This window comes from Candidatus Anaeroferrophillus wilburensis (assembly GCA_016934315.1).
Lineage (GTDB): Bacteria > Desulfobacterota > Anaeroferrophillalia > Anaeroferrophillales > Anaeroferrophillaceae > Anaeroferrophillus > Anaeroferrophillus wilburensis.
On the sequence record JAFGSY010000045.1, the window covers coordinates 1 to 18,817 of the forward strand.

General features: G+C 54.2%; 17 protein-coding genes. 15 read left to right on the forward strand and 2 right to left on the reverse strand.

Features of this window, described 5'->3' with window-relative positions; translation table 11 throughout:
• Window positions 1-199: 199 nt before the first annotated feature.
• Both hemG and JXO50_11690 read left to right on the forward strand, forming a co-directional pair.
• A complete protein-coding gene (gene hemG, locus JXO50_11685) occupies window positions 200-1,633 on the forward strand; it encodes a protoporphyrinogen oxidase (GenBank protein ID MBN2333752.1) in 1,434 nt (477 codons plus the stop codon).
• Entirely contained in the window at window positions 1,630-2,889 is a 1,260-nt protein-coding gene (locus JXO50_11690) for a glycosyltransferase family 4 protein (GenBank protein ID MBN2333753.1), read from the forward strand. Before hemG ends, JXO50_11690 begins: the two co-directional genes overlap by 4 nt.
• A gap of 78 nt (window positions 2,890-2,967) precedes the next feature.
• Here the strand turns inward: JXO50_11690 and JXO50_11695 are convergent, their stop codons facing one another.
• Both JXO50_11695 and JXO50_11700 read right to left on the reverse strand, forming a co-directional pair.
• Window positions 2,968-3,615, reverse strand: coding sequence for a hypothetical protein (locus JXO50_11695; protein MBN2333754.1), 648 nt, complete (start codon window positions 3,613-3,615; stop codon window positions 2,968-2,970).
• A 23-nt stretch (window positions 3,616-3,638) separates the two neighbouring features.
• Window positions 3,639-5,213 (reverse strand): AMP-binding protein, encoded by a 1,575-nt coding sequence (locus JXO50_11700; protein MBN2333755.1) that lies wholly within the window; start codon window positions 5,211-5,213, stop codon window positions 3,639-3,641.
• A gap of 383 nt (window positions 5,214-5,596) precedes the next feature.
• Between JXO50_11700 and JXO50_11705 the strand changes: the two genes are divergently transcribed.
• The 13 genes from JXO50_11705 to JXO50_11765 all read left to right on the forward strand — a co-directional run bounded on the left by JXO50_11705 (window position 5,597) and on the right by JXO50_11765 (window position 18,806).
• Window positions 5,597-6,010 carry a thioesterase family protein gene (locus tag JXO50_11705; protein MBN2333756.1) on the forward strand — a complete coding sequence of 138 codons (414 nt, stop codon included), beginning with the start codon at window positions 5,597-5,599 and terminating at the stop codon, window positions 6,008-6,010.
• A gap of 9 nt (window positions 6,011-6,019) precedes the next feature.
• Window positions 6,020-7,207 (forward strand): 4Fe-4S dicluster domain-containing protein, encoded by a 1,188-nt coding sequence (locus JXO50_11710; protein MBN2333757.1) that lies wholly within the window; start codon window positions 6,020-6,022, stop codon window positions 7,205-7,207.
• A 118-nt stretch (window positions 7,208-7,325) separates the two neighbouring features.
• On the forward strand, window positions 7,326-8,576 hold the full coding sequence (locus JXO50_11715; GenBank protein MBN2333758.1) for an NAD(P)/FAD-dependent oxidoreductase: 1,251 nt from the start codon (window positions 7,326-7,328) through the stop codon (window positions 8,574-8,576).
• A gap of 93 nt (window positions 8,577-8,669) precedes the next feature.
• Window positions 8,670-9,482 (forward strand): 3'(2'),5'-bisphosphate nucleotidase CysQ, encoded by an 813-nt coding sequence (locus JXO50_11720; protein MBN2333759.1) that lies wholly within the window; start codon window positions 8,670-8,672, stop codon window positions 9,480-9,482.
• A gap of 181 nt (window positions 9,483-9,663) precedes the next feature.
• A complete protein-coding gene (locus JXO50_11725; protein MBN2333760.1) occupies window positions 9,664-10,377 on the forward strand; it encodes a DUF4197 domain-containing protein in 714 nt (237 codons plus the stop codon).
• A gap of 279 nt (window positions 10,378-10,656) precedes the next feature.
• Window positions 10,657-11,286, forward strand: coding sequence for a nitroreductase family protein (locus JXO50_11730; GenBank protein ID MBN2333761.1), 630 nt, complete (start codon window positions 10,657-10,659; stop codon window positions 11,284-11,286).
• A 25-nt stretch (window positions 11,287-11,311) separates the two neighbouring features.
• Window positions 11,312-11,758 (forward strand): hypothetical protein, encoded by a 447-nt coding sequence (locus JXO50_11735; protein MBN2333762.1) that lies wholly within the window; start codon window positions 11,312-11,314, stop codon window positions 11,756-11,758.
• A gap of 434 nt (window positions 11,759-12,192) precedes the next feature.
• On the forward strand, window positions 12,193-13,278 hold the full coding sequence (gene msrB / locus JXO50_11740) for a peptide-methionine (R)-S-oxide reductase MsrB (protein ID MBN2333763.1): 1,086 nt from the start codon (window positions 12,193-12,195) through the stop codon (window positions 13,276-13,278).
• A 236-nt stretch (window positions 13,279-13,514) separates the two neighbouring features.
• On the forward strand, window positions 13,515-14,129 hold the full coding sequence (locus tag JXO50_11745; GenBank protein ID MBN2333764.1) for a DUF4126 domain-containing protein: 615 nt from the start codon (window positions 13,515-13,517) through the stop codon (window positions 14,127-14,129).
• 57 nt (window positions 14,130-14,186) lie between these two features.
• Entirely contained in the window at window positions 14,187-15,008 is an 822-nt protein-coding gene (locus JXO50_11750) for a two pore domain potassium channel family protein (GenBank protein MBN2333765.1), read from the forward strand.
• A 131-nt stretch (window positions 15,009-15,139) separates the two neighbouring features.
• A complete protein-coding gene (locus tag JXO50_11755; protein MBN2333766.1) occupies window positions 15,140-16,507 on the forward strand; it encodes a DUF3300 domain-containing protein in 1,368 nt (455 codons plus the stop codon).
• A 48-nt stretch (window positions 16,508-16,555) separates the two neighbouring features.
• A complete protein-coding gene (locus JXO50_11760; GenBank protein ID MBN2333767.1) occupies window positions 16,556-17,539 on the forward strand; it encodes a DUF2950 domain-containing protein in 984 nt (327 codons plus the stop codon).
• A gap of 298 nt (window positions 17,540-17,837) precedes the next feature.
• Window positions 17,838-18,806 (forward strand): hypothetical protein, encoded by a 969-nt coding sequence (locus JXO50_11765; GenBank protein ID MBN2333768.1) that lies wholly within the window; start codon window positions 17,838-17,840, stop codon window positions 18,804-18,806.
• Window positions 18,807-18,817 lie beyond the last annotated feature (11 nt).

The following is an 18,817-nucleotide window of genomic DNA, read 5'->3' on the forward strand; positions in this document are numbered from 1 at the left end:
GAATAATTCGTAACAAACGCAGTAAAATCAAGCCTGATTTAGTGAAAATAGCGGCTTAACCCTCTAAAAACTTTAGACTGTCAAGTCTCTTATAATAAACGCTTAAATTAATTAGTTCATAAATTACCATAAACGGCCAGCTGCCTATCCTAAAGATCACTGATAACCGGATGGGGGCGACTGAAAGGGCGGTAGAACCATGAAGGATCCCAAGCGTGTTACTGTTATTGGTGCCGGCATTGCCGGCCTGGCCTGTGCCTATGAAATCTTGAGCCAGGCACGGAATAAAGGGCTGCCCATCGAGGTAGCAGTCGTCGACCGCGCATCGTATATCGGCGGCAAGATCAAAACCACCTACGCCGATCCCTATACCGTCGAGGGCGGCCCCGACTGCTTCATCCTGGAAAAACCCTGGGCCCTGAGCCTGATCAGGGAACTGGGCATGGAGGATCAGCTCGTCAATACCAGCAGCAGCGCCAGCGGCACCTATATCTATGCCGGCAATCGCCTCCACCGCCTGCCGGATGGTCTGATTATGATGATTCCCACCAAAATCATCCCCTTTGCCACTTCACCGCTGATCTCCTGGCCGGGAAAGATCCGGATGGGCATGGATCTACTGATTCCCAGGCGACAGGGGGGTGGCGACGAAAGTCTGGCCAGTTTCGTCACCCGACGCCTCGGCAGAGAGGCCCTGGAAAAAATTGCTGAACCCTTAGTGGGCGGTATTCATGCCGGCAATCCTGACAACATGAGTCTGCTGGCCACCTTTCCCCGCTTCATCGAAATGGAACAGCAGTCGGGAAGCCTTATCCGCGGCATGTTCGCGCGCAAGAAAGCAATGGCTGAAGCAATGAAAAACCGGCCGAAAACCGGGGCTCCGCCCCGCACCTTTTTCATCTCGATGAAAAAAGGGATGGCCCAACTCACCGATGCCCTGGCCGATGTCATCGGTCGCCAGCGGATTACCACCAACCTTGCCATCCGTACGGTTGCCAAAGGTGACCAGGAGGGGTATCTCCTGGAAACTGCCGATGGTCAGCAGTGGCAGGCAGACAGCGTTGTCATGGCCAGTGAATCCTTTGCCACGGCCGATATGGTTGCCTCCCTGGCACCCGACCTGGCCGCCACCCTGAAAAAGATTCCCTATGTCTCTTCTTCCATTGTTTCGCTGGTTTTTTCCCGCGACGACATCCCCCATCCTCTGGACACCTACGGTTTCATCGTCCCAAAAATCTCAAACCGCAAAATCATGGCCACCACCTGGTCATCAATCAAATGGCCTCATCGCTCACCGGCAGGCAAAGTGCTGATGCGCTCTTTTGTTGGCGGTGCCCAACAGCCGGAACTGGCCGATCTTGATGATGCAACCATCACCGCCACGGTCCTCCATGAGCTCAAGGAGATTATCGGCATTAGCGCTAAACCGGAACAGGTATGGATCAACCGCTGGCCCCAGGGCATGCCCCAGTACATTGTTGGCCACCTGGATCGACTGGCAGTCATCGACCAGCAGCTCAAAGCATTGCCGGGACTCTACCTGACCGGGGCCGGCTACCGCGGCATCGGCCTGCCCGACTGCATCAACCATGCCCGTCAGACCGGGGAAAAAGTTGTTGCCGACCTGTTATGATCAAGGTTCTCCACTGCCTGTCTCAAATCCCCGGCCAAACCGGCAGCGGCGTCTACCTCCAATCACTGATCCGCGAAGGTCACAGGCGGGGACTTGAGCAATGGGTGATCTGCGGCCTGCCGGCTGAAACCCCTCAAGCCGAGATTGAACATCTCACCCAGCAGCACATCTTTCCCGTCCTTTTCGACTCCCAGCAGCTCCCTTTTCCGGTTGCCGGGATGAGCGATGTCATGCCCTACCCCAGCACCCTCTTCTCCTCCTTCTGCTGTGACAAGCTGACCCGCTACGAGGCTGCTTTTGCCCGCGTAGTTCAGGAAGTGGTACGCCGGCTCTCGCCCGACATCATCCACTCGCACCACCTGTGGTTGATGACCGCTTTGATCCGCCGCCTTTTTCCAAACATCCCCCTGGTTACCACCAGTCATGGCACCGATTTGCGACAGCTGCAACTGGCTGACCACCTGGCGCTCAGGGTCATCTCCGGGTGCCAGGAAGTGGATAAAGTCATGGCCCTGAATGAAGAACAGAAAAAAAATATCATCGAGTTATATGGCGTTGATAACGATCAGGTGGTGGTCACCGGCACCGGCTTCCGTGACGATCTGTTCAGCACTGATTTCTGCACCAAGGGCAGCGATATCACCCTGCTCTATGCCGGCAAGCTCAGTCGGGCAAAAGGCGTACCCTGGCTGCTGGAAGCGGTGGCTGAACTTGACATTACTTTGAAGATCGCCGGTGGCGGGGGTGGCAAGGAAGCTGAAGAGATCAGGAGACAGGCACAGAAACTGCGGCCGAACGTCACCCTGCTGGGTGTCCTGTCTCAGGAAGAACTGGCTGAAGAGTGCAAAAAAGCCCACATCTTTGTACTCCCCTCATTCTACGAGGGGCTGCCCCTGGTCCTGCTGGAAGCCTTGGCCTGCAGCTGCCGGCTGGTGGTCACCGACCTGCCGGGCATCCGGACTATGTTCCCTGAGGAAACCCTAGATGATGGCCTGGTAACCCTGGTGCCGATGCCGGAACTCATGGGCCCCGACACCCCGAACCCGGACCACCTGCCACGCTTTTGCAACAACCTGAAACAGGCCATTAAAGATCAGGTGGAAAAGGTAAAAAAACAGCAGACCTTCTGCTGTCTGCCGCTGGAAAAAACCCTGCAGAACAATACCTGGCAACATATTTTTTCCCGCGTGCTCTCCATCTACCAGGAAGTTTTAATGAAAAACGGCACAGGGTCTAGGGTGCAAGCCAAACAGTAGGTAATATATCCCAGAAATTGAGCGGTGTAGCAACTATTGTGCTCCCCCTTATATCGTCCATCGTACACCATCTTTTCATCATCGCTGTCCCAGGGGAGTGCCAAAATCCCGGTACCATTGATAAAAGTAGCAGGGAAAACGTGATACGCTCGCCCGCCGGCTGGCACCAGTCGCTTCATCAACCTCGTCAAGCAAGCTTAACAGCCGCTCCCTGGCGGCCAGATCAAAGGCATAAATGACCCCGGTATGAATCCAGCGATCTCCAAACGGAACAAAGCGGCCGGCCAGCATCCAGCTTTCGTCGGCAATCCGGCCGAGAACCGCATCAAAAAGCTCAAACGAGGTACCGTCCAGGAGGGGTTCAAGGGTGAGAAAATCCTTTTTTTTCCAATCGGTAACTGCAAAGAGGGAAAAAACTGTACCTTTAAGGTAGTTCTCCAATAACTGCCGCTCCAGGGCCGGCAGAAAGTCATCACCAACGCTGTCGAGAAATACCGCCGGCAACGGGCGAACATCAGCGGCCTGCTGAAAAATCAACAGATCCATCATTGCTTCCGTATCGCTTTGTTTCACCAGATTCAGGGTACCGTCCCGGTCCACCAGCCCCAGACTGGCACCCGCCTCCCTGATTTGCTGCGGTTCAGCCAGTTTGGTCAACTTGGCATTGACTTCGGTAACCATTTTACGGATCTGACGATACTCTTTTTTCAGCTTGCTGCCAAACATTCTTCCCTCCCCTCAGCGAGGGGTTACTTCCCCTCGAGCGTGAACATCTCTCGATTGCCGGTATACTTTTCCCGCAATTTCGGTTTTTCTATCTTGCCGGTGGGATTGCGTGGCACATCGTCGAAGAAAAAGGTCCTCGGCTGCTTATAACGCGGCAGCTTGTCGCAGAATTCCTGCATCTGTTCCACGGTCAACACCCGCCCCGGCTTCACCTCAATAATGGCGGCCACTGACTCACCCAGCCGTTCATCAGGAAGGCCGATAACCGCAGCATCCTGCACATCAGGATGATCCTGGAGGAAGTCCTCGATCTCCACCGGAAAGATATTCTCCCCGCCGGTAATGATAACATCTTTCTTCCGGTCCACCAGATAGATAAAACCATCCTCATCCACCCGGGCAATGTCGCCGGTATGGAGCCAGCCATTCCGCAAAGCCCTGGCGGTTTCCTCCGGATTTTTATAATATTCCTTCATCACCGACGGACCGCGAACAACCAGCTCCCCCGGATCTCCCGGCGTTACCCGCCGACCGTGACTGTCAACAATGCTGTATTCCCAATCAAAGCCGGGAACACCAATGGCCCCCACCTTGTGCAGGTTTTCCATCCCCAGATGGACGCAGCCGGGGCCGGTTGATTCACTGAGCCCATAGTTGGTATCATAGCTGTGGTGGGGAAAAACCTTCAACCACTCTCTGATCAGGCTGGGAGGTACCGGCTGGGCACCGATATGCATCAGCCGCCACTGACCAAGGTTATAATCATCGAGGTTGACCTGCCCATCTTCGATGGCGGTCAGGATATCCTGGGCCCAGGGAACCAGCAGCCAGACAATGGTGCCCTGCTCCTGGGAAACCGCTTCGAGAATCCACTGGGGGCTGACCCCCTTGAGAATGACCGCCTTGGCCCCGACGATAAAGTTGCCGAACCAGTGCATTTTTGCCCCGGTATGGTAGAGAGGCGGAATAAGGATGAAATTATCCTCGTGGGTCTGCAGGTGATGGCGGTTTTCAGTAATACAGGATGCTTCCAGGTTGCGCTGGGTCAGGAGAATGGGTTTGGGCCGTCCGGTGGTACCCGAAGTGAAATAAAGCGCCGCCTCGTCGTTCAGTTCCAGGGGAACATCCAGGGGTTCGGCAGATTCGCCGGCCAGCAGCTGCTCGTATATATCGGCATAGGCAGGACCCTCTCCTCCCACATAAACAAACTTTTTCACCGTCGGTAACTCATCCTTGATCTGCTCGATCCGTTCGGCGAACTCCGGTCCGAAAAAGAGCACGTCCCCTTCAGCCACCTCGATACAATATTTGATATCATCGGCGGTAAAACGGAAATTCAGCGGCACCACCCAGGCCCCGGAACGCAGAATGCCAAAGTAAAGCGGCAGCCATTCCAGGCTGTTCATCAGCAGATGAATGACCTTGCTCCCCTTGCCAATACCCATGCCCTGCAAAAGATTGGCAACCTGGTTAGCCTGGCGGTCAAATTCACTCCAGGTAATTTCACGTCTGGTTTGCTGGACCGGATCGCGTTCAATCAAAGCTGTTTCAGCCGGATACATCCGGGCGTTACGGGCCAATATTTCAGTTATCAACATCGATTTCCCCCTCTGCGTCAACAGTTAACAATACTCGGTTGACACAGTTAAGCAAATATCAATCCACCCGGAATTGATGGACAACCATTTCAATGCAAAAAAACATAGCACGGCATATCTGATAAAACAACGATTTATTCAACTTCAACGGCTGGCCACCGGCAGCAATTATTCACCGGGAAACGGTTATATTTTGCCATTTATCCGGGTAACGCCACAATAATGGCCTTAGCCATCACCACGGGGACCTTTGATTGACAATTTTTCCATATTGCTCCATAGTTGTTGGGTAAGCATGGGTGAAAAAGATGGGCCGGACCCCCATGACAAGACACTTTTTCCTGCCATGAACCACGTCCGGACGGAAACCAGAAGGCAGACAAATGATTGAAACTTATCGTGGCATCGTTTACCCTCATCAACTGGACCACATGGGGCATATGAACATCCAGTGGTATGCGGCAAAATTCGACGAGGCAACCTGGCACTTTCTTTCAGCCATCGGCATTACTTCAGCCTATATCAAGGAACACCACCAGGGCATGGCGGCGCTAGAGCAAAAGACCCAGTTTAAATCGGAAGTCAACGTTGGCCAGCTGCTGCTGATCAGGACCAGACTGCTGGCGGTCAATGAAAAAACCGTCCGCTTTCTCCACATCATGTATGATGCGGAAACCATGGAGGAAGCGGCCCGCTGTGAATTGATGGGAATCCATTTTGACCGCCGACAACGGAAATCAACCCCCTTTCCCGCTGTCGTCAGGGAGCAATGCGCCTTATTAAAGCAGGATAGCTGAAAGGAGAACATGGGCCACCATCTTGACGCTAAAAGCAATCTTGTACCGCTGATAGACCGGCTGAATAAGTATCCCATCGGCCTGGTTGACAGCGAAAAATTGCGGAAAATCCTCTCCTTCCTTTTTACGGAACAAGAAGCCATTATCGCCTCCAGCTTTCCCCTTGAGGAAACCACCCTGCCGGAGCTGGCCCGACTGACGTCCCTGAAGGAGGAAAAACTGCAGACCATCCTAGCATCCATGGCCGACAAGGGACTGGTCATGGATCTGCCCTATGGCAACACGACCTATTACCTCCTGGTGCCTGGGTTGATCGGTTTTTTTGAACTGACCTTCATGAAAAACCGCTCTGATCTGCCGATGACAGAACTGGCCCGGCTGATGGCTGATTATCTCCATGATCGTCCGCACAGCGGCGGTCAGGCAGACGAATTTTTTGGCAGCCGAACCCCCCTGACCAGATCTCTGGTCTACGAAGAGCACATTCCTGTATCCTCCCAGATCGCAACCTATGAACAGGCCCGTAAGATCATTACCTCTGCAGGTTATGGCGCCGCCGGCATGTGTTACTGCCGCCATGCCAAACAGCATCTTGGTGAAACCTGTAAAAAAGGGGCCCCGGTGGAAGGCATCTGCATCTCCCTGGGAGCGGGGGCAAAATTTCTCGTCAGGCGGGGTTTCGCCCACGAAAAAAGCACTGAGGAACTGCTGGCAATCCTCGATCAGGCACGACAGCTGAACCTCACCCACGTGACGGACAACATCCGCCATAAGCCGTCGTTCATCTGCAACTGTTGCCAGTGCTGCTGTGAACTGATGGCTGGCGTCCAGGAGGGTTTTCACCAGGGAATCGGCAAAACCGGCTTTCTGGCCACCATTGACGAAAGCCAGTGCGTTGGCTGCGGCCTCTGCTTTGCCGCCTGCAACGTCAAAGCAATCGGTCCGGCCGCCGGGCAGACTGCCGGCGACACCCCCATCGCCCAGGTCAACCGCGCCGTCTGCCTGGGCTGCGGGGCCTGCATCAGCGTCTGCCCCCACAATGCCATCTCCCTTGTTGAACTCGCAGAAAGACCGGTGCCACCCGCAAAGCGGCAGGAACTTTTTGTCCGCATCCTCAAGGAAAAGGGTCGGCTATTGCCGTTTGTGGTTGGCAGGATGAAGAAGAAAATCGGCAGTCTACTGCCATTCAAGAGATAATGATCTCAAAAAATAACTATCTTAAAACCATCACTGGTAACCATGATAAACGATCAAGGGACGGTGAGGCTATACATCATCCACCCCGCACCACATACCCCATGGAAAAATCGACGAGATGACCAGAAAAAAAATTGTGGTAATCGGCGGCGGACCGGCCGGTCTGATGGCCGCCGGCCAGGCAGCTGCAGCGGGGGCTGACGTGTTGCTGCTGGAAAAGATGAACCGCCCCGGCCGCAAGCTCAGCATCACCGGCAAAGGTCGCTGCAATCTCACCAACACCGCCGAAATCACCGATTTCATCACCCATTTTGACACCACCGGCAGATTTCTCCACCAGGCTTTTGCCCGTTTTTTTACTGCTGATCTTATGATGTTCTTTCAGAATCATGGCCTGGAACTGGTAACTGAACGGGGTGGGCGGGTATTTCCCGCCAGCGGGCACGCCACCGATGTGCTGCAAACCTTGCAGCGTTGGCTGAAAAAGTGCGGCGTCCAGAGCAGGAATTCTTCACCGGTGGAAAAACTACTGACCAACAAGGGACAGGTCACCGGTGTTGTTGCCGGTGGTCAGGAATATACCGCCGACGCCGTCATTCTTGCAACCGGCGGTGCCTCCTATCCGGCCACCGGATCAACGGGTGACGGCTACACCCTGGCCACGGCAGTCGGGCATACCCTTATTCCCATACGGCCGGCCTTGGTTCCCTTGGAAACTGCCGGCAACACGGCTGGCCGGATGGCAGAGCTGAATCTGCGAAACATCAGAGTCCGCATGCTGCTCGACGGCAAAAAAAGCAAGGAAGATTTCGGCGAACTGACCTTCACCCCTTTCGGGGTAAGCGGTCCGGTAATCCTCACCCTCAGCGGCATAGCAGTGGATGCCCTGATCAAGAAACAGACGGTGGAATTCTGTCTTGATCTCAAACCGGCCCTTGACGAAAAAAAACTCGACGCCCGGCTCTTGCGTGATATTGCCGCCCGGGGCAAGGAGCCTTTCAGCAGCCTGTTGCGGGGGCTACTACCACGCGAGATGGTCCCGGTCTGCGCTGATGCCACCGGGATTCCGTCGGAACGTCTGGCCAGTAGCATCAATGCCAAGGAGCGGCGGCGCCTGCGGACCTGGCTCAAAAATTTCCGCCTGCAGGTAACCAAGGCCCGCCCACTTGACGAAGCGATTATCACCGCCGGCGGCATCGATACTAAAGAAATTGATCCCCGGACCATGGCATCCCGGAAAAGCAGGGGACTTTTCATGGCCGGTGAAATCCTTGACCTCCAGGCCGACACCGGCGGATATAACCTTCAGGCCGCTTTTTCCACCGGCTGGCTGGCCGGACGCTCAGCTGCCGATCACAGCATCCCTTGAGGATGCAGTGATCGCATAAACCTCCAGAGTCACCGAGCATGATGCTCTAAATAAGGTTACGACTCTGAAAAAATCATGATGCAAAGGAACTACGTGAAAGACAAAGAAGATTACATGGAACTACTGTTACAAAAGACCTGCACCATTGCCAAGACAGCGGGAGCGGCCATCATGGCATACTACCGTTCAAACTATGAGGTTAAGAACAAGGCCCCTGACAACCCGGTCACCGATGCCGACTATGCCGCCGACCGCCTGCTTAAAGAACAACTCACCGCCCTGCTGCCAACTGCCGGCTGGCTCAGTGAGGAATCCGTTGATCAGCCGGAACGGCTCCAGAAGGAGCAGGTGTGGGTGGTGGACCCCCTCGACGGCACCAAAGAGTTCATCCTGGGCATCCCGGAATTCGCCGTCTCCATCGGCCTGGTCGACAACGGTCAGTCGGTACTGGGGGTCATCTACAATCCGGCAACCGATGAACTGTTCGCCGGCAGCCGCGGCAACGGCATTGTTCTCAACGGCAAGCCGATGCAAACCACTAGTCGAACTCTGTTGCCGGGAGCGGCCATCGATGCCAGCCGTTCCGAGTGCAACCGGGGTGAGTTCACACCATTCGAGGATCTGCTGCAAATCACCATTGTCGGCAGCACCGCCTACAAACTAGCCCGGGTGGCTGCCGGTCTTTGCGATGCCTCCTGGAGCCGCGGCCCCAAAAATGAATGGGATATCTGCGCCGGCGTCCTACTGATTGACGAGGCCGGTGGCAGCTGTGTCGATCTCAACAATACTCCCTTTTCCTTTAACCGCCCCAAAACCCTGGTCAATGGCTTTATTGCCGATAACGGCCAGCTTCATGAACAGATCATCGCCGCCTTAGCGCCCCACGGTGCCGCCAGAACAACGTAACGTAACCACCAGACGGCTAATGCCGCAACCGTCAGAATGCTATTTGATGACTGTCTCCTTTGTCAAGCTGCACCATTGTTCTCCGGAATAACCAGAAAAACAGGAGGGAAACACCATGAATATCAGTAAGAAGAAAGTCAGCCAACCACCTTTTCTGACCATCTTCATTTGGATCACCATTATGATTGTCATTGGTACAGCAACCGCTTTCGGCGGCTGGCTGGACAAAGGCAAAGAGCTGCTGAACCAGGCGGTAACCAGCACCGGCACCGACAAACCTGCTGTCCTGACCACTGATGAGATCGGCGCTGGGCTGAAGGAAGCCCTCAAGGTGGGGACCGAGCGGGTCGTCGCCCAGTTGGGACAGAACGACGGCTTCAACACCGACCCGGCTATTCACATTCCCCTGCCGGACAGCCTCACCAAAGTCCAATCCGCCCTGAATAAGATCGGCCTCTCCTCCATGCTTGACGATCTAGAACTGCGCCTCAACCGGGCGGCGGAAACGGCTACCCCGAAAGCCAAAACCCTTTTCTGGCAGTCGATCCAGGAGATGACCCTCGACGATGTCCAGGGCATCTATAAGGGCCCCGACGATGCCGCCACCCGCTATTTCCAGGGCAAAATGTCAGCCCCCCTGGCCGAAGAGATGCGGCCGGTGGTGGAAGAAAGCCTGGCCCAGGTGGGGGCCATCCAATCCTATGACAACGTCATGGGAAAATACAGCGCCCTGCCCTTCGTTCCCGACGTCAAGGCCGACCTCACCACCCATGTGCTTGACAAGGGACTGGCGGGCATTTTCCACTATGTTGCCAAGGAGGAGGCAGCCATCCGCCAGAACCCGGTCAAACGAACAACGGAACTGCTCAAGCGGGTTTTCGGCACCGCCCCGTAATCGACACTAGTTATGATGTTGCTACCTGCATTATTCGATTATGACTGCCTGAAGCCGCCTGGTCTTTACTGCAAGTGGTTTTGTCCGCCGGACGAATCACCTGGATGGTGATTCGTCCGGCGGACACCTCGGAGCCGGCCCCATAATCGTGCGGCACGCTCTTGCAAACAGAAAGGCCGGCGGGAATGAGCGGCAGCAAAGATCAGTCGGCTGGTTCACCAAGCACTATGCAAGGACGTCGAGTCACCCCGCTATCGACATTTCTGAGGAACGTACCCCATGGATCATACAACAACCCCATCGTCCCCCTTTGCCAACCAAACCCTGGAGACCATCAACCGGAGGCACAGCACCCGGGTGTTTGCCGACCAGCCGATCAGCGAAGCGGATCTGCTCACCATACTCCAGGCGGCCAACCGGGCACCCTCGGCCCATAACCAGCAGTCTTGGCGCTTCATCGTCATTCGGGGGGAGAAAAAACATCAGCTGGTACAGCTGGTCAGTGCCCGGGCAGGCGATTTCCCCCGGGCATCACGGGCCCTGCTGCGAATGGCTTCCCGCAGTATTGCCAGTGCCCCGGTAGTCATCGCAGTGGCCAACACCGGCGAACTGATCGCCCACGGCATCGACCTGTTCAAAGTGGACAAGACCATTGCCCACGATTTTTTCCGCACCATGGAGATCCAGAGCTCGGCCGCTGCCGTCCAAAACTTGCTGCTGGCGGCCACCGCCCTCGGTCTGTCATCCGTCTGGCTCGGCATCCTTTTTCTAATCAAAGACGATATTCTCCAGTTTCTCGGTGAACCGGCCGGCGAGTTCATGGCAGTAATTCCCATCGGCCATGCCGCCACTGCTGGCAAAAGCCCGAAAAAACGACCCTTGGAGATGATTGTTAAAACTCTGGACTAACCTTGGTAATCAACGTATGGCCGCTATGATAACCTGGTATCAGGCCCACTCAGCGCTCTTCTGGTGGCTAACCCTGGCGTCAGCCATCTCTTTTGTCGGCACCCTGATCATTGTTCCGGCCCTGCTGGTCCGCATGCCGGCCGATTACTTCGCCCGCCACCGTCCCTATTATCGCGGCCACCATCCAGTTGTCCACTGGGCCATCTTGATCGGTAAAAACCTGTTCGGCATCACCTTCCTGCTTGCCGGACTGGTGATGCTTTTTGTTCCCGGTCAAGGTATCCTCACCATTCTCATCGGCATCACCCTGCTCAATTTCCCCGGCAAACGCAGGCTGGAGCAGCGCTTCATCCGGCTGCCGAAAGTCCATTTGGCCATCAACCACCTGCGACAACGGGCTGGCAGGCCGCCGTTGCTCAGCCTATTGTCGGAAAACCATACTGACAACGGCAAAACAAGCAGTAACCTTTAATACCGGCAAGCAACCGTCTGCAACGTGAAGATTTCAGTGGCGGTCCATGTGACACCCTGGTTTTCACCAGCACATCAAGGCTACGATATCATTGCAAAAGATACTGTTTTGCATCATCTGCCAGCCCGGCTACCGGTAATAAAAAACACTACTAATAGCTAATTACAACCAATAAACAAGTTATTACAACCTATAAATGAGATAATACTTTAAGTGTTAAAAAAGCTGCGGTCCAGAGAAATTCAAGCACTACTCAAAATAACATTTGAAAATGCAGAGGAAGTTGTAGAATTAGTGCTAACACCAGAACGGACAAAAAAACGGCATAATGAACCAACACACCCGCTTAGGACAACCTCCCCTTGACCTGAAGCCAGCCACTGATTACTGTAAGTAGATAATCAGGTAAACCAGCACCAAGATTGGAGGCCCGGATGCTCACTAAATTTCTGTCCCTTATCCTCATCTCCCTGTTCATGGTCATCGCCCGACAGGCCGGTGCCCAACCTGCCACCGCAACCGCAACTTTTGCCGGCGGCTGTTTCTGGTGCATGGAACACCCCTTTGAGAAACTGGGAGGGGTTGATCAGGTCATCTCTGGCTATACCGGCGGCACCACCGCAGACCCCACCTATGAAGAGGTATCTTCAGGAACCTCAGGTCACCTTGAAGCAGTGCAGATCACCTATGATCCCGCAGTCATCAGCTATGGTGAACTACTGGCAGTATTCTGGCGCCAGATCAATCCCACCGATGCCGGCGGCCAGTTTGTCGACCGGGGCAACCAGTATGCCTCGGCCATCTATTATCATAGTGAAGAACAGCACCGGCTGGCGGAGCAATCCCGGCATGAGCTCAGCAGCTCCGGCCGCTATGACCAGCCGATCGTTACCCCCATTGTGCCGGCAACGACCTTCTACCCAGCAGAACCGTATCATCAGGACTACTATAAAAAGAATCCTCTGCGCTACCGATTCTACCGCTCCCGCTCTGGCCGGGATGCCTTTCTCGAGCGAATATGGAAAACCGAACCGAAAAAAACACCGGTGAGCAGCGGCCGGGAAGCTTACAGCCGGCCATCCCCTGAAGAACTTCGTCGCCTGCTAACCCCCCTGCAGTACCAAGTAACCCAGGAAGATGCCACGGAACGGCCATTCAATAATGAGTACTGGGACAATAAACGGGCGGGAATCTACGTCGACATCGTCTCCGGTGAACCTCTGTTCAGTTCACAGGATAAGTTCAAATCAGGAACCGGCTGGCCAAGCTTTACCCGGCCTTTAGAACCGGGCCATATTGTCAGGAAGGTGGACCGCACCCTGTTTGCAACCCGGACTGAAGTCCGCAGTCGCCAGGCCGATTCCCATTTAGGCCATGTGTTCGATGACGGTCCGGCACCCACCGGCCTGCGTTACTGCATCAACTCTGCCGCCCTGCGGTTCATCCCCAAAGAAGAGCTGGAAACAAAGGGGTACGGCCGCTACAGCAAGCTTTTTGCCGCCGATGAAGCGGGTAACTAGGGGTGCCATCAACTTTTTTTAGCCTTTTATGATGCTTTATTTCCTGCTATGTAATCGGTGATGAACTCGTAACAATCGGCAAAACGCCTTGAAAACCGGATGGCACAGTAGTGGCTCCAGCAAGACCTGAAGAATGCTGCATACATGGGAGCACGCTGCACAGTTGGTTGATGAAGACTGCAGTTTAACGAACAGCGTGGAGTTGTTACAAAGCTATCATCAGGAAAGGAAGTATCATGGACTTGGTGAATTCGCTTGGCATTCTCCTTGGCAGTTCCTGGGGTTCCGGGGTTAATCTCTACCTGACTACCGCTGCCCTCGGCATCGCCCACCGGCTGGAGTGGATAAGCCTGCCAGGCAACCTGGAAACGCTGTCTCAGCCGCCGGTCATTTTTCTCGCCATCATGCTCTATCTGGTTGAATTTATCGCCGATAAAATCCCCTACATTGACTCTCTCTGGGACAGTGTCCATACTCTGATCCGACCCATTGGCGGCGCTGTCCTGGGCTATCTGGCCATGGGCGACTATGGCCCCCTGGCCCAGATACCGGCCGCCCTGACCACCGGTTCCATCGCCCTTGATTCACACCTGACCAAGGCCACAACCAGGGCTGCCATCAATACTTCACCAGAGCCTTTCACCAACGCCATTGCCAGTGTAGCAGAAGATGTCTCAGTGGGTGGCATTCTCTTTCTGATGGTCACCTACCCGGCTATCACCATTCTGCTGGTTGCCCTTTTCCTGCTTTTTTCCTTTTGGTTTCTGAAAAAGATGGTTCGCTTTATCAAAGCCGTGTTCCACCCCAGCAGAAAGAGGCCACCGGTTGATCTCCAGCTATCATCGAGTTGATCACCCCGGCTGCAACAGCGGTAAAAACCATAAAAATCATACAACGGGGAACTATCCATGAAAGAGGTACAACGCCGGCTGCAACTGGCCCTGATGCTGTTTTTACTGGTGACGGCCATTGGTACGGTTGGCTTTATGGTCCTCGAAGAGCTCTCTTTCATTGACGCTTTCTACTTCAACATCGTTACCATGTCGACGGTGGGCTTTGGTGATATTCATCCGACGTCGGAAGTCGGCCGCCTCTTTGCCGTTTTTCTGATTATCATGGGCGGCGCTGCCTTTCTCGGGGTCATTGCCAACGCTACCGAAATGATCATTTTGCGAAAAGAAGCAGAAATGAGGATGCGGAAAGTAAACATGGTTCTCGGCGTCTTTTTCGCCGAAGTGGGCAATACGCTCCTCGAAATTTTCACCCCCCATGACCAAGAACTCGACAAGATCAAAGAACATCTTCTGATCAGCGCCGGCTGGTCAGCAAAAAACTTTGCTGCCGCTCGCACCATACTTGATCATCACCGGATAGACATTGATATGGACAGGCTGGAACTGGCTGATTTACGGATATTTTTGCACAGTAAGCGGGATTTCCTCGTGGGCCTGATGGAAAATCCCGTCTTGGTTGAACATGAGGAGTTCAGTGAGCTTCTGCTGGCCGTTTTCCATTTGCTGGATGAAATGGACAGCCGGGAATCCCTCATCGGCCTGCCGGCAACCGACCTGAAACATCTTAACATCGATATCAACCGCGCCTACGGCAAGCTTACGGTGCAGTGGCTTGCCTACCTGGGACATCTCCGACAACAATACCCCTATCTGTTTTCATTGGCAGTTCGTAAAAATCCTTTTGACCCCAAGGCAAACCCCATCGTTGATCATTGAAACACTGATAGGCTGAAAAACGTCAAAAAAAATTTGCATATTGGCATTTCTCTGCCTATACTTTCTCTATGCTTGCAACCTTATGGTCACCCGCCTTAACAACCTAATAGTATCTGAATCCAGGAGGTAGCATGAAAGCTGCAAAACTTTTTTTGAGCATAATTATTCTGTTACTCACTATACTGTTGATGCTGCCAACCTCTGGACAGGCACTGGATGAGCAGGACGCTGGAACCGCTGAACTATATACCAAAGAACAGCTTGCCCAGATGCTGGCGCCCATCGCCCTCTACCCCGACGCCCTGCTGTCCCAAGTTCTGATGGCCTCAACCTATCCCCTTGAAATCATTGAAGCAGACCGCTGGATCGGCAAAAACCAAAAACTGACCGGCGACGACCTTGATGCAAAACTGCAGGATAAGGATTGGGACCCAAGCGTCAAAGCTCTCTGCCATTTCCCGTCACTCCTGGCGCTGATGAGCGAAAAGATTACCGAAACCACCAACCTGGGGAATGCCTTCCTGGCCCAGGAAGACCAAGTCATTGACACCATTCAGCAACTCAGGACAGAAGCTCACAAACAGGGGAACCTTACCTCCGATGAGAAACAGAAGGTGATAGTAAAAAAGGAAGTCATTGTCATCGAACCGGCAGACCCGGGAATTGTCTATGTCCCCTACTATAATTCCCTCCGCATCTACGGCAGCTGGTGGTACCCTTACTATCCGCCTTATTACTGGGGTCCGGGGGGGAGGCTGATCATCGGTGCCGGAATTTCCTTCTGGCCTGGACCCTTTATCAGTTTTTCCCTCATTTCATGGAGTACCATTGACTGGTATCGGCGGGTTATCTTCATCGACATCCACCAACGACCGCGATTTTTCAGGCATGATGAATGGCGAGCCAAACCGGGAATCTGGTATCATGCCCCTGTACACCGGCGGGGGGTAGCCTATCGCGACAAGCCAACCGCCCGCAAATATGGCAGACCAACCCTTCACCAGCAGGTTTTCAGACGGGATATCCGAGGCTTCCCCGAACCGGCGGCTAGTGCAAGACGCAATCCTCCTGACATCCGAAAAAGCACCCCCGTTATCAGTCGGAAAGAAGTGAGCAAAGACAAGGATAGCCGTAACCTGCAGGAAGAAAAGGTCAGGGAAAAAGAAAAACTTGACCTTGGACGAGTTAAAGAAAAACAAAGCCCTGCTAGCCAGGAAAAAAGAATCATGGAGAAGTTAAGCCGCAGCAGGCAGGAAGAGAAGCTCATGAAGGAGCAAAATCTTGACCTACGGAAAAGGAGACCTGCCATCCGTGACACTTCTCCCCCGAAAGTCAGACAAGGTGACCGGGATGATGAACGCCCCTTCAGCATCATGGGTGACGGCCGTGATGAACGCCGGTCAAGCCAGCGGGGCAGCGTGAGCCGTAAAAGCCAGCGGAGTGTGACCCCCGGCGACGGCCGGACCGGTGGTCGCAACATGGGGCAGCGGAAACGATAACTCCGGGAACAAGCTTCCTGAGGTTTTAGCATAAGGAGAAAAATAGCGATGATACGACAAGGTCTATGCGAATCAAGGAAACGATGGTTTTTTCCTTATCCGACGGTAATTCTTCTGGTGGGGATCGTACTCACCTGCCTCATTGGGGCAACTCCCGCGGTAGCCACGGAGCAAAAAGTCTTCATCTCTCCACCGGAAGCAGTGCAGGCCCTTGTTAATGCGGTGAGTGATAATAATAATGTTGAGCTGCTTGCTATTCTAGGTCCTGAAGCCGAGGATTTGATATATTCCGGCGACCCGGTTGCCGACCAGAAGCGCAAAGCGCGTTTTCTCAGCGTATTCAACGAGCAACATCACTTTGAACATGAAGGAGACACCAAGGCCATCCTCATTATAGGCAGCCAGAACTACCCGTTTCCCATCCCCATCACACAGCAGGGAAACGTCTGGATTTTCGACACTGCGGCCGGCAGGGAGGAGATTCTCAACCGCCGGATTGGCAGAAACGAGCTGTGCACCATCAAAGTACTCCAGGCCTATATTGACGCTCAGCGCGAATACGCCGCCGTGGATCGCAATTCCGACGGCTATCCCGAGTTCGCCCAACAGTTTGCCAGCAGCAAGGGCCGCAAAGACGGCCTCTACTGGGAAACCGGCAAGGGAGAACAGGAAAGTCCTTTCGGCCCCTTGATTGCCCGGGCCACCCTTCAGGGCTATGCGGGCAGCTTCAAACAACATCAGCGTTCAGAACCATTCCACGGCTATTATTACAAGATCCTCAAAGCCCAGGGCCCCCATGCCAACGGCGGCGCCTTTGATTATATCGTCAAAGGGAACATGATCCTCGGCTTTGCCCTAGTGGCCTACCCTGCCAAATACGGCTCATCGGGGATTATGACCTTTATGGTCAACCATGAGGGCGATATCTATGAAAAAGACCTCGGCATAAACTCTGCTGCTGTCGCCGGCGCAATGACTCTCTTTGACCCCGATGAAACCTGGCAGCGGTGTCAGGAAGTTGCCGAACGATAGAACGGTCAGACTTTTTTCAGCCACCAGGGTATGGCAGATTTTAGTCATGCAGCTTGTACGCCACCGGGAAAAATCCCACCGGTGGCGTACAAGCGAGCGGCACTCACCCAACATGCCCCCTGGCAAACATCAAACCAACCGCCAACCGGCAATCAGTCGGTTTCATCCGCGAACTCCAAGATTCCTGGTCACTCATCAATCCTGATTATCTCCTTTTTTTATATCACTGGCAACCCTTGCCAAACCGATACCTGACAATTATACTAAGATTATGAAGACTGCCCTAGTTATGGTCATTATGATACTACCTGTGGGCAGCCTGGCTGAAGGTCTTCTCTACCGGGAGGTCAACCTACTGGCGGGCTACCGTCACGAAGAAAAGGTGATCTCCACGTTCAATGAGAGGATGAAAAACTCCATCGGCATGGAGTATTTCCATCCATTTGCCAATGATTATGGCGATTTTTTGACCGGCGACCTGCAGCTGCGGCTCTCCTACGACAGCACCACTGAGCGTCAGGACGCTTGGGCCCTTGAGGTCCACAGCGCCTGGCTTGAGTACCGGCCCGGCTTGGGGAAAGCCTTCACGGTAGGCCATTTTACCCCGCCTTTCGGTCTTGAGACGGCGCTCGACACCCACAGCACCCTGCACCAGACCCTGGCAAGCCATGCCATCGGCTTCAAAAAAGACTGGGGCCTTGCCTACCGCTCTTTTGTGGGACGCTATAACTGGCAGACGGCTGTCCAGCTAGGCTCGGGAATGGGCCTCGAGCATCGCCATGGCAGCTATCTGCTCAGCACGCGGATCAGCACCACCGTTGCTGACGCCGGCCGCTACGGCCTGTCACTGATGACCGGCAACACCCTGACGACGGAGCAGTTTCGCACCCTGCCTGCCCCTGAATGGGGAGTCAAAAGCGTTGAAAAAAAGGGGATTGCCCTGGATTGGGAGCAGACACTCGGCATTACCATCCTGCGGGGCGAACTCCATATGGGAAGACGGGAATCAGCCACCACCGCCGGCGTGATGACCGAGTGGCTGACGGCCATTCCGGATTTCCAGGAGATTACCTTGAAAATCCAGGGGTTCTACTGGACGGATGACTGGCAGAAAAAGGCCGGCCGAACCCTGACCCTGTTTCCGGTGGCTGAATACCGCCTGAGCAACACCACCACCATCCGCCTCGGTTATGCCCATGAATTCAGCTCAACGGCCCAGGAGAAAGACCGCCTGTTGCTGCTGCAACTGTATTACTACGGACAATAAGGGGACAATCG

Coding starts and splice junctions, on each gene's coding strand:
- hemG (MBN2333752.1), top strand. CDS start 200: ATGAAGGATCCCAAGCGTGTTACTGTTATTGGTGCCGGCATTGCCGGC.
- JXO50_11690 (MBN2333753.1), top strand. CDS start 1,630: ATGATCAAGGTTCTCCACTGCCTGTCTCAAATCCCCGGCCAAACCGGC.
- JXO50_11695 (MBN2333754.1), bottom strand. CDS start 3,615: ATGTTTGGCAGCAAGCTGAAAAAAGAGTATCGTCAGATCCGTAAAATG.
- JXO50_11700 (MBN2333755.1), bottom strand. CDS start 5,213: ATGTTGATAACTGAAATATTGGCCCGTAACGCCCGGATGTATCCGGCT.
- JXO50_11705 (MBN2333756.1), top strand. CDS start 5,597: ATGATTGAAACTTATCGTGGCATCGTTTACCCTCATCAACTGGACCAC.
- JXO50_11710 (MBN2333757.1), top strand. CDS start 6,020: ATGGGCCACCATCTTGACGCTAAAAGCAATCTTGTACCGCTGATAGAC.
- JXO50_11715 (MBN2333758.1), top strand. CDS start 7,326: ATGACCAGAAAAAAAATTGTGGTAATCGGCGGCGGACCGGCCGGTCTG.
- JXO50_11725 (MBN2333760.1), top strand. CDS start 9,664: ATGATTGTCATTGGTACAGCAACCGCTTTCGGCGGCTGGCTGGACAAA.
- JXO50_11730 (MBN2333761.1), top strand. CDS start 10,657: ATGGATCATACAACAACCCCATCGTCCCCCTTTGCCAACCAAACCCTG.
- JXO50_11735 (MBN2333762.1), top strand. CDS start 11,312: ATGATAACCTGGTATCAGGCCCACTCAGCGCTCTTCTGGTGGCTAACC.
- msrB (MBN2333763.1), top strand. CDS start 12,193: ATGCTCACTAAATTTCTGTCCCTTATCCTCATCTCCCTGTTCATGGTC.
- JXO50_11745 (MBN2333764.1), top strand. CDS start 13,515: ATGGACTTGGTGAATTCGCTTGGCATTCTCCTTGGCAGTTCCTGGGGT.
- JXO50_11750 (MBN2333765.1), top strand. CDS start 14,187: ATGAAAGAGGTACAACGCCGGCTGCAACTGGCCCTGATGCTGTTTTTA.
- JXO50_11755 (MBN2333766.1), top strand. CDS start 15,140: ATGAAAGCTGCAAAACTTTTTTTGAGCATAATTATTCTGTTACTCACT.
- JXO50_11760 (MBN2333767.1), top strand. CDS start 16,556: ATGATACGACAAGGTCTATGCGAATCAAGGAAACGATGGTTTTTTCCT.
- JXO50_11765 (MBN2333768.1), top strand. CDS start 17,838: ATGATACTACCTGTGGGCAGCCTGGCTGAAGGTCTTCTCTACCGGGAG.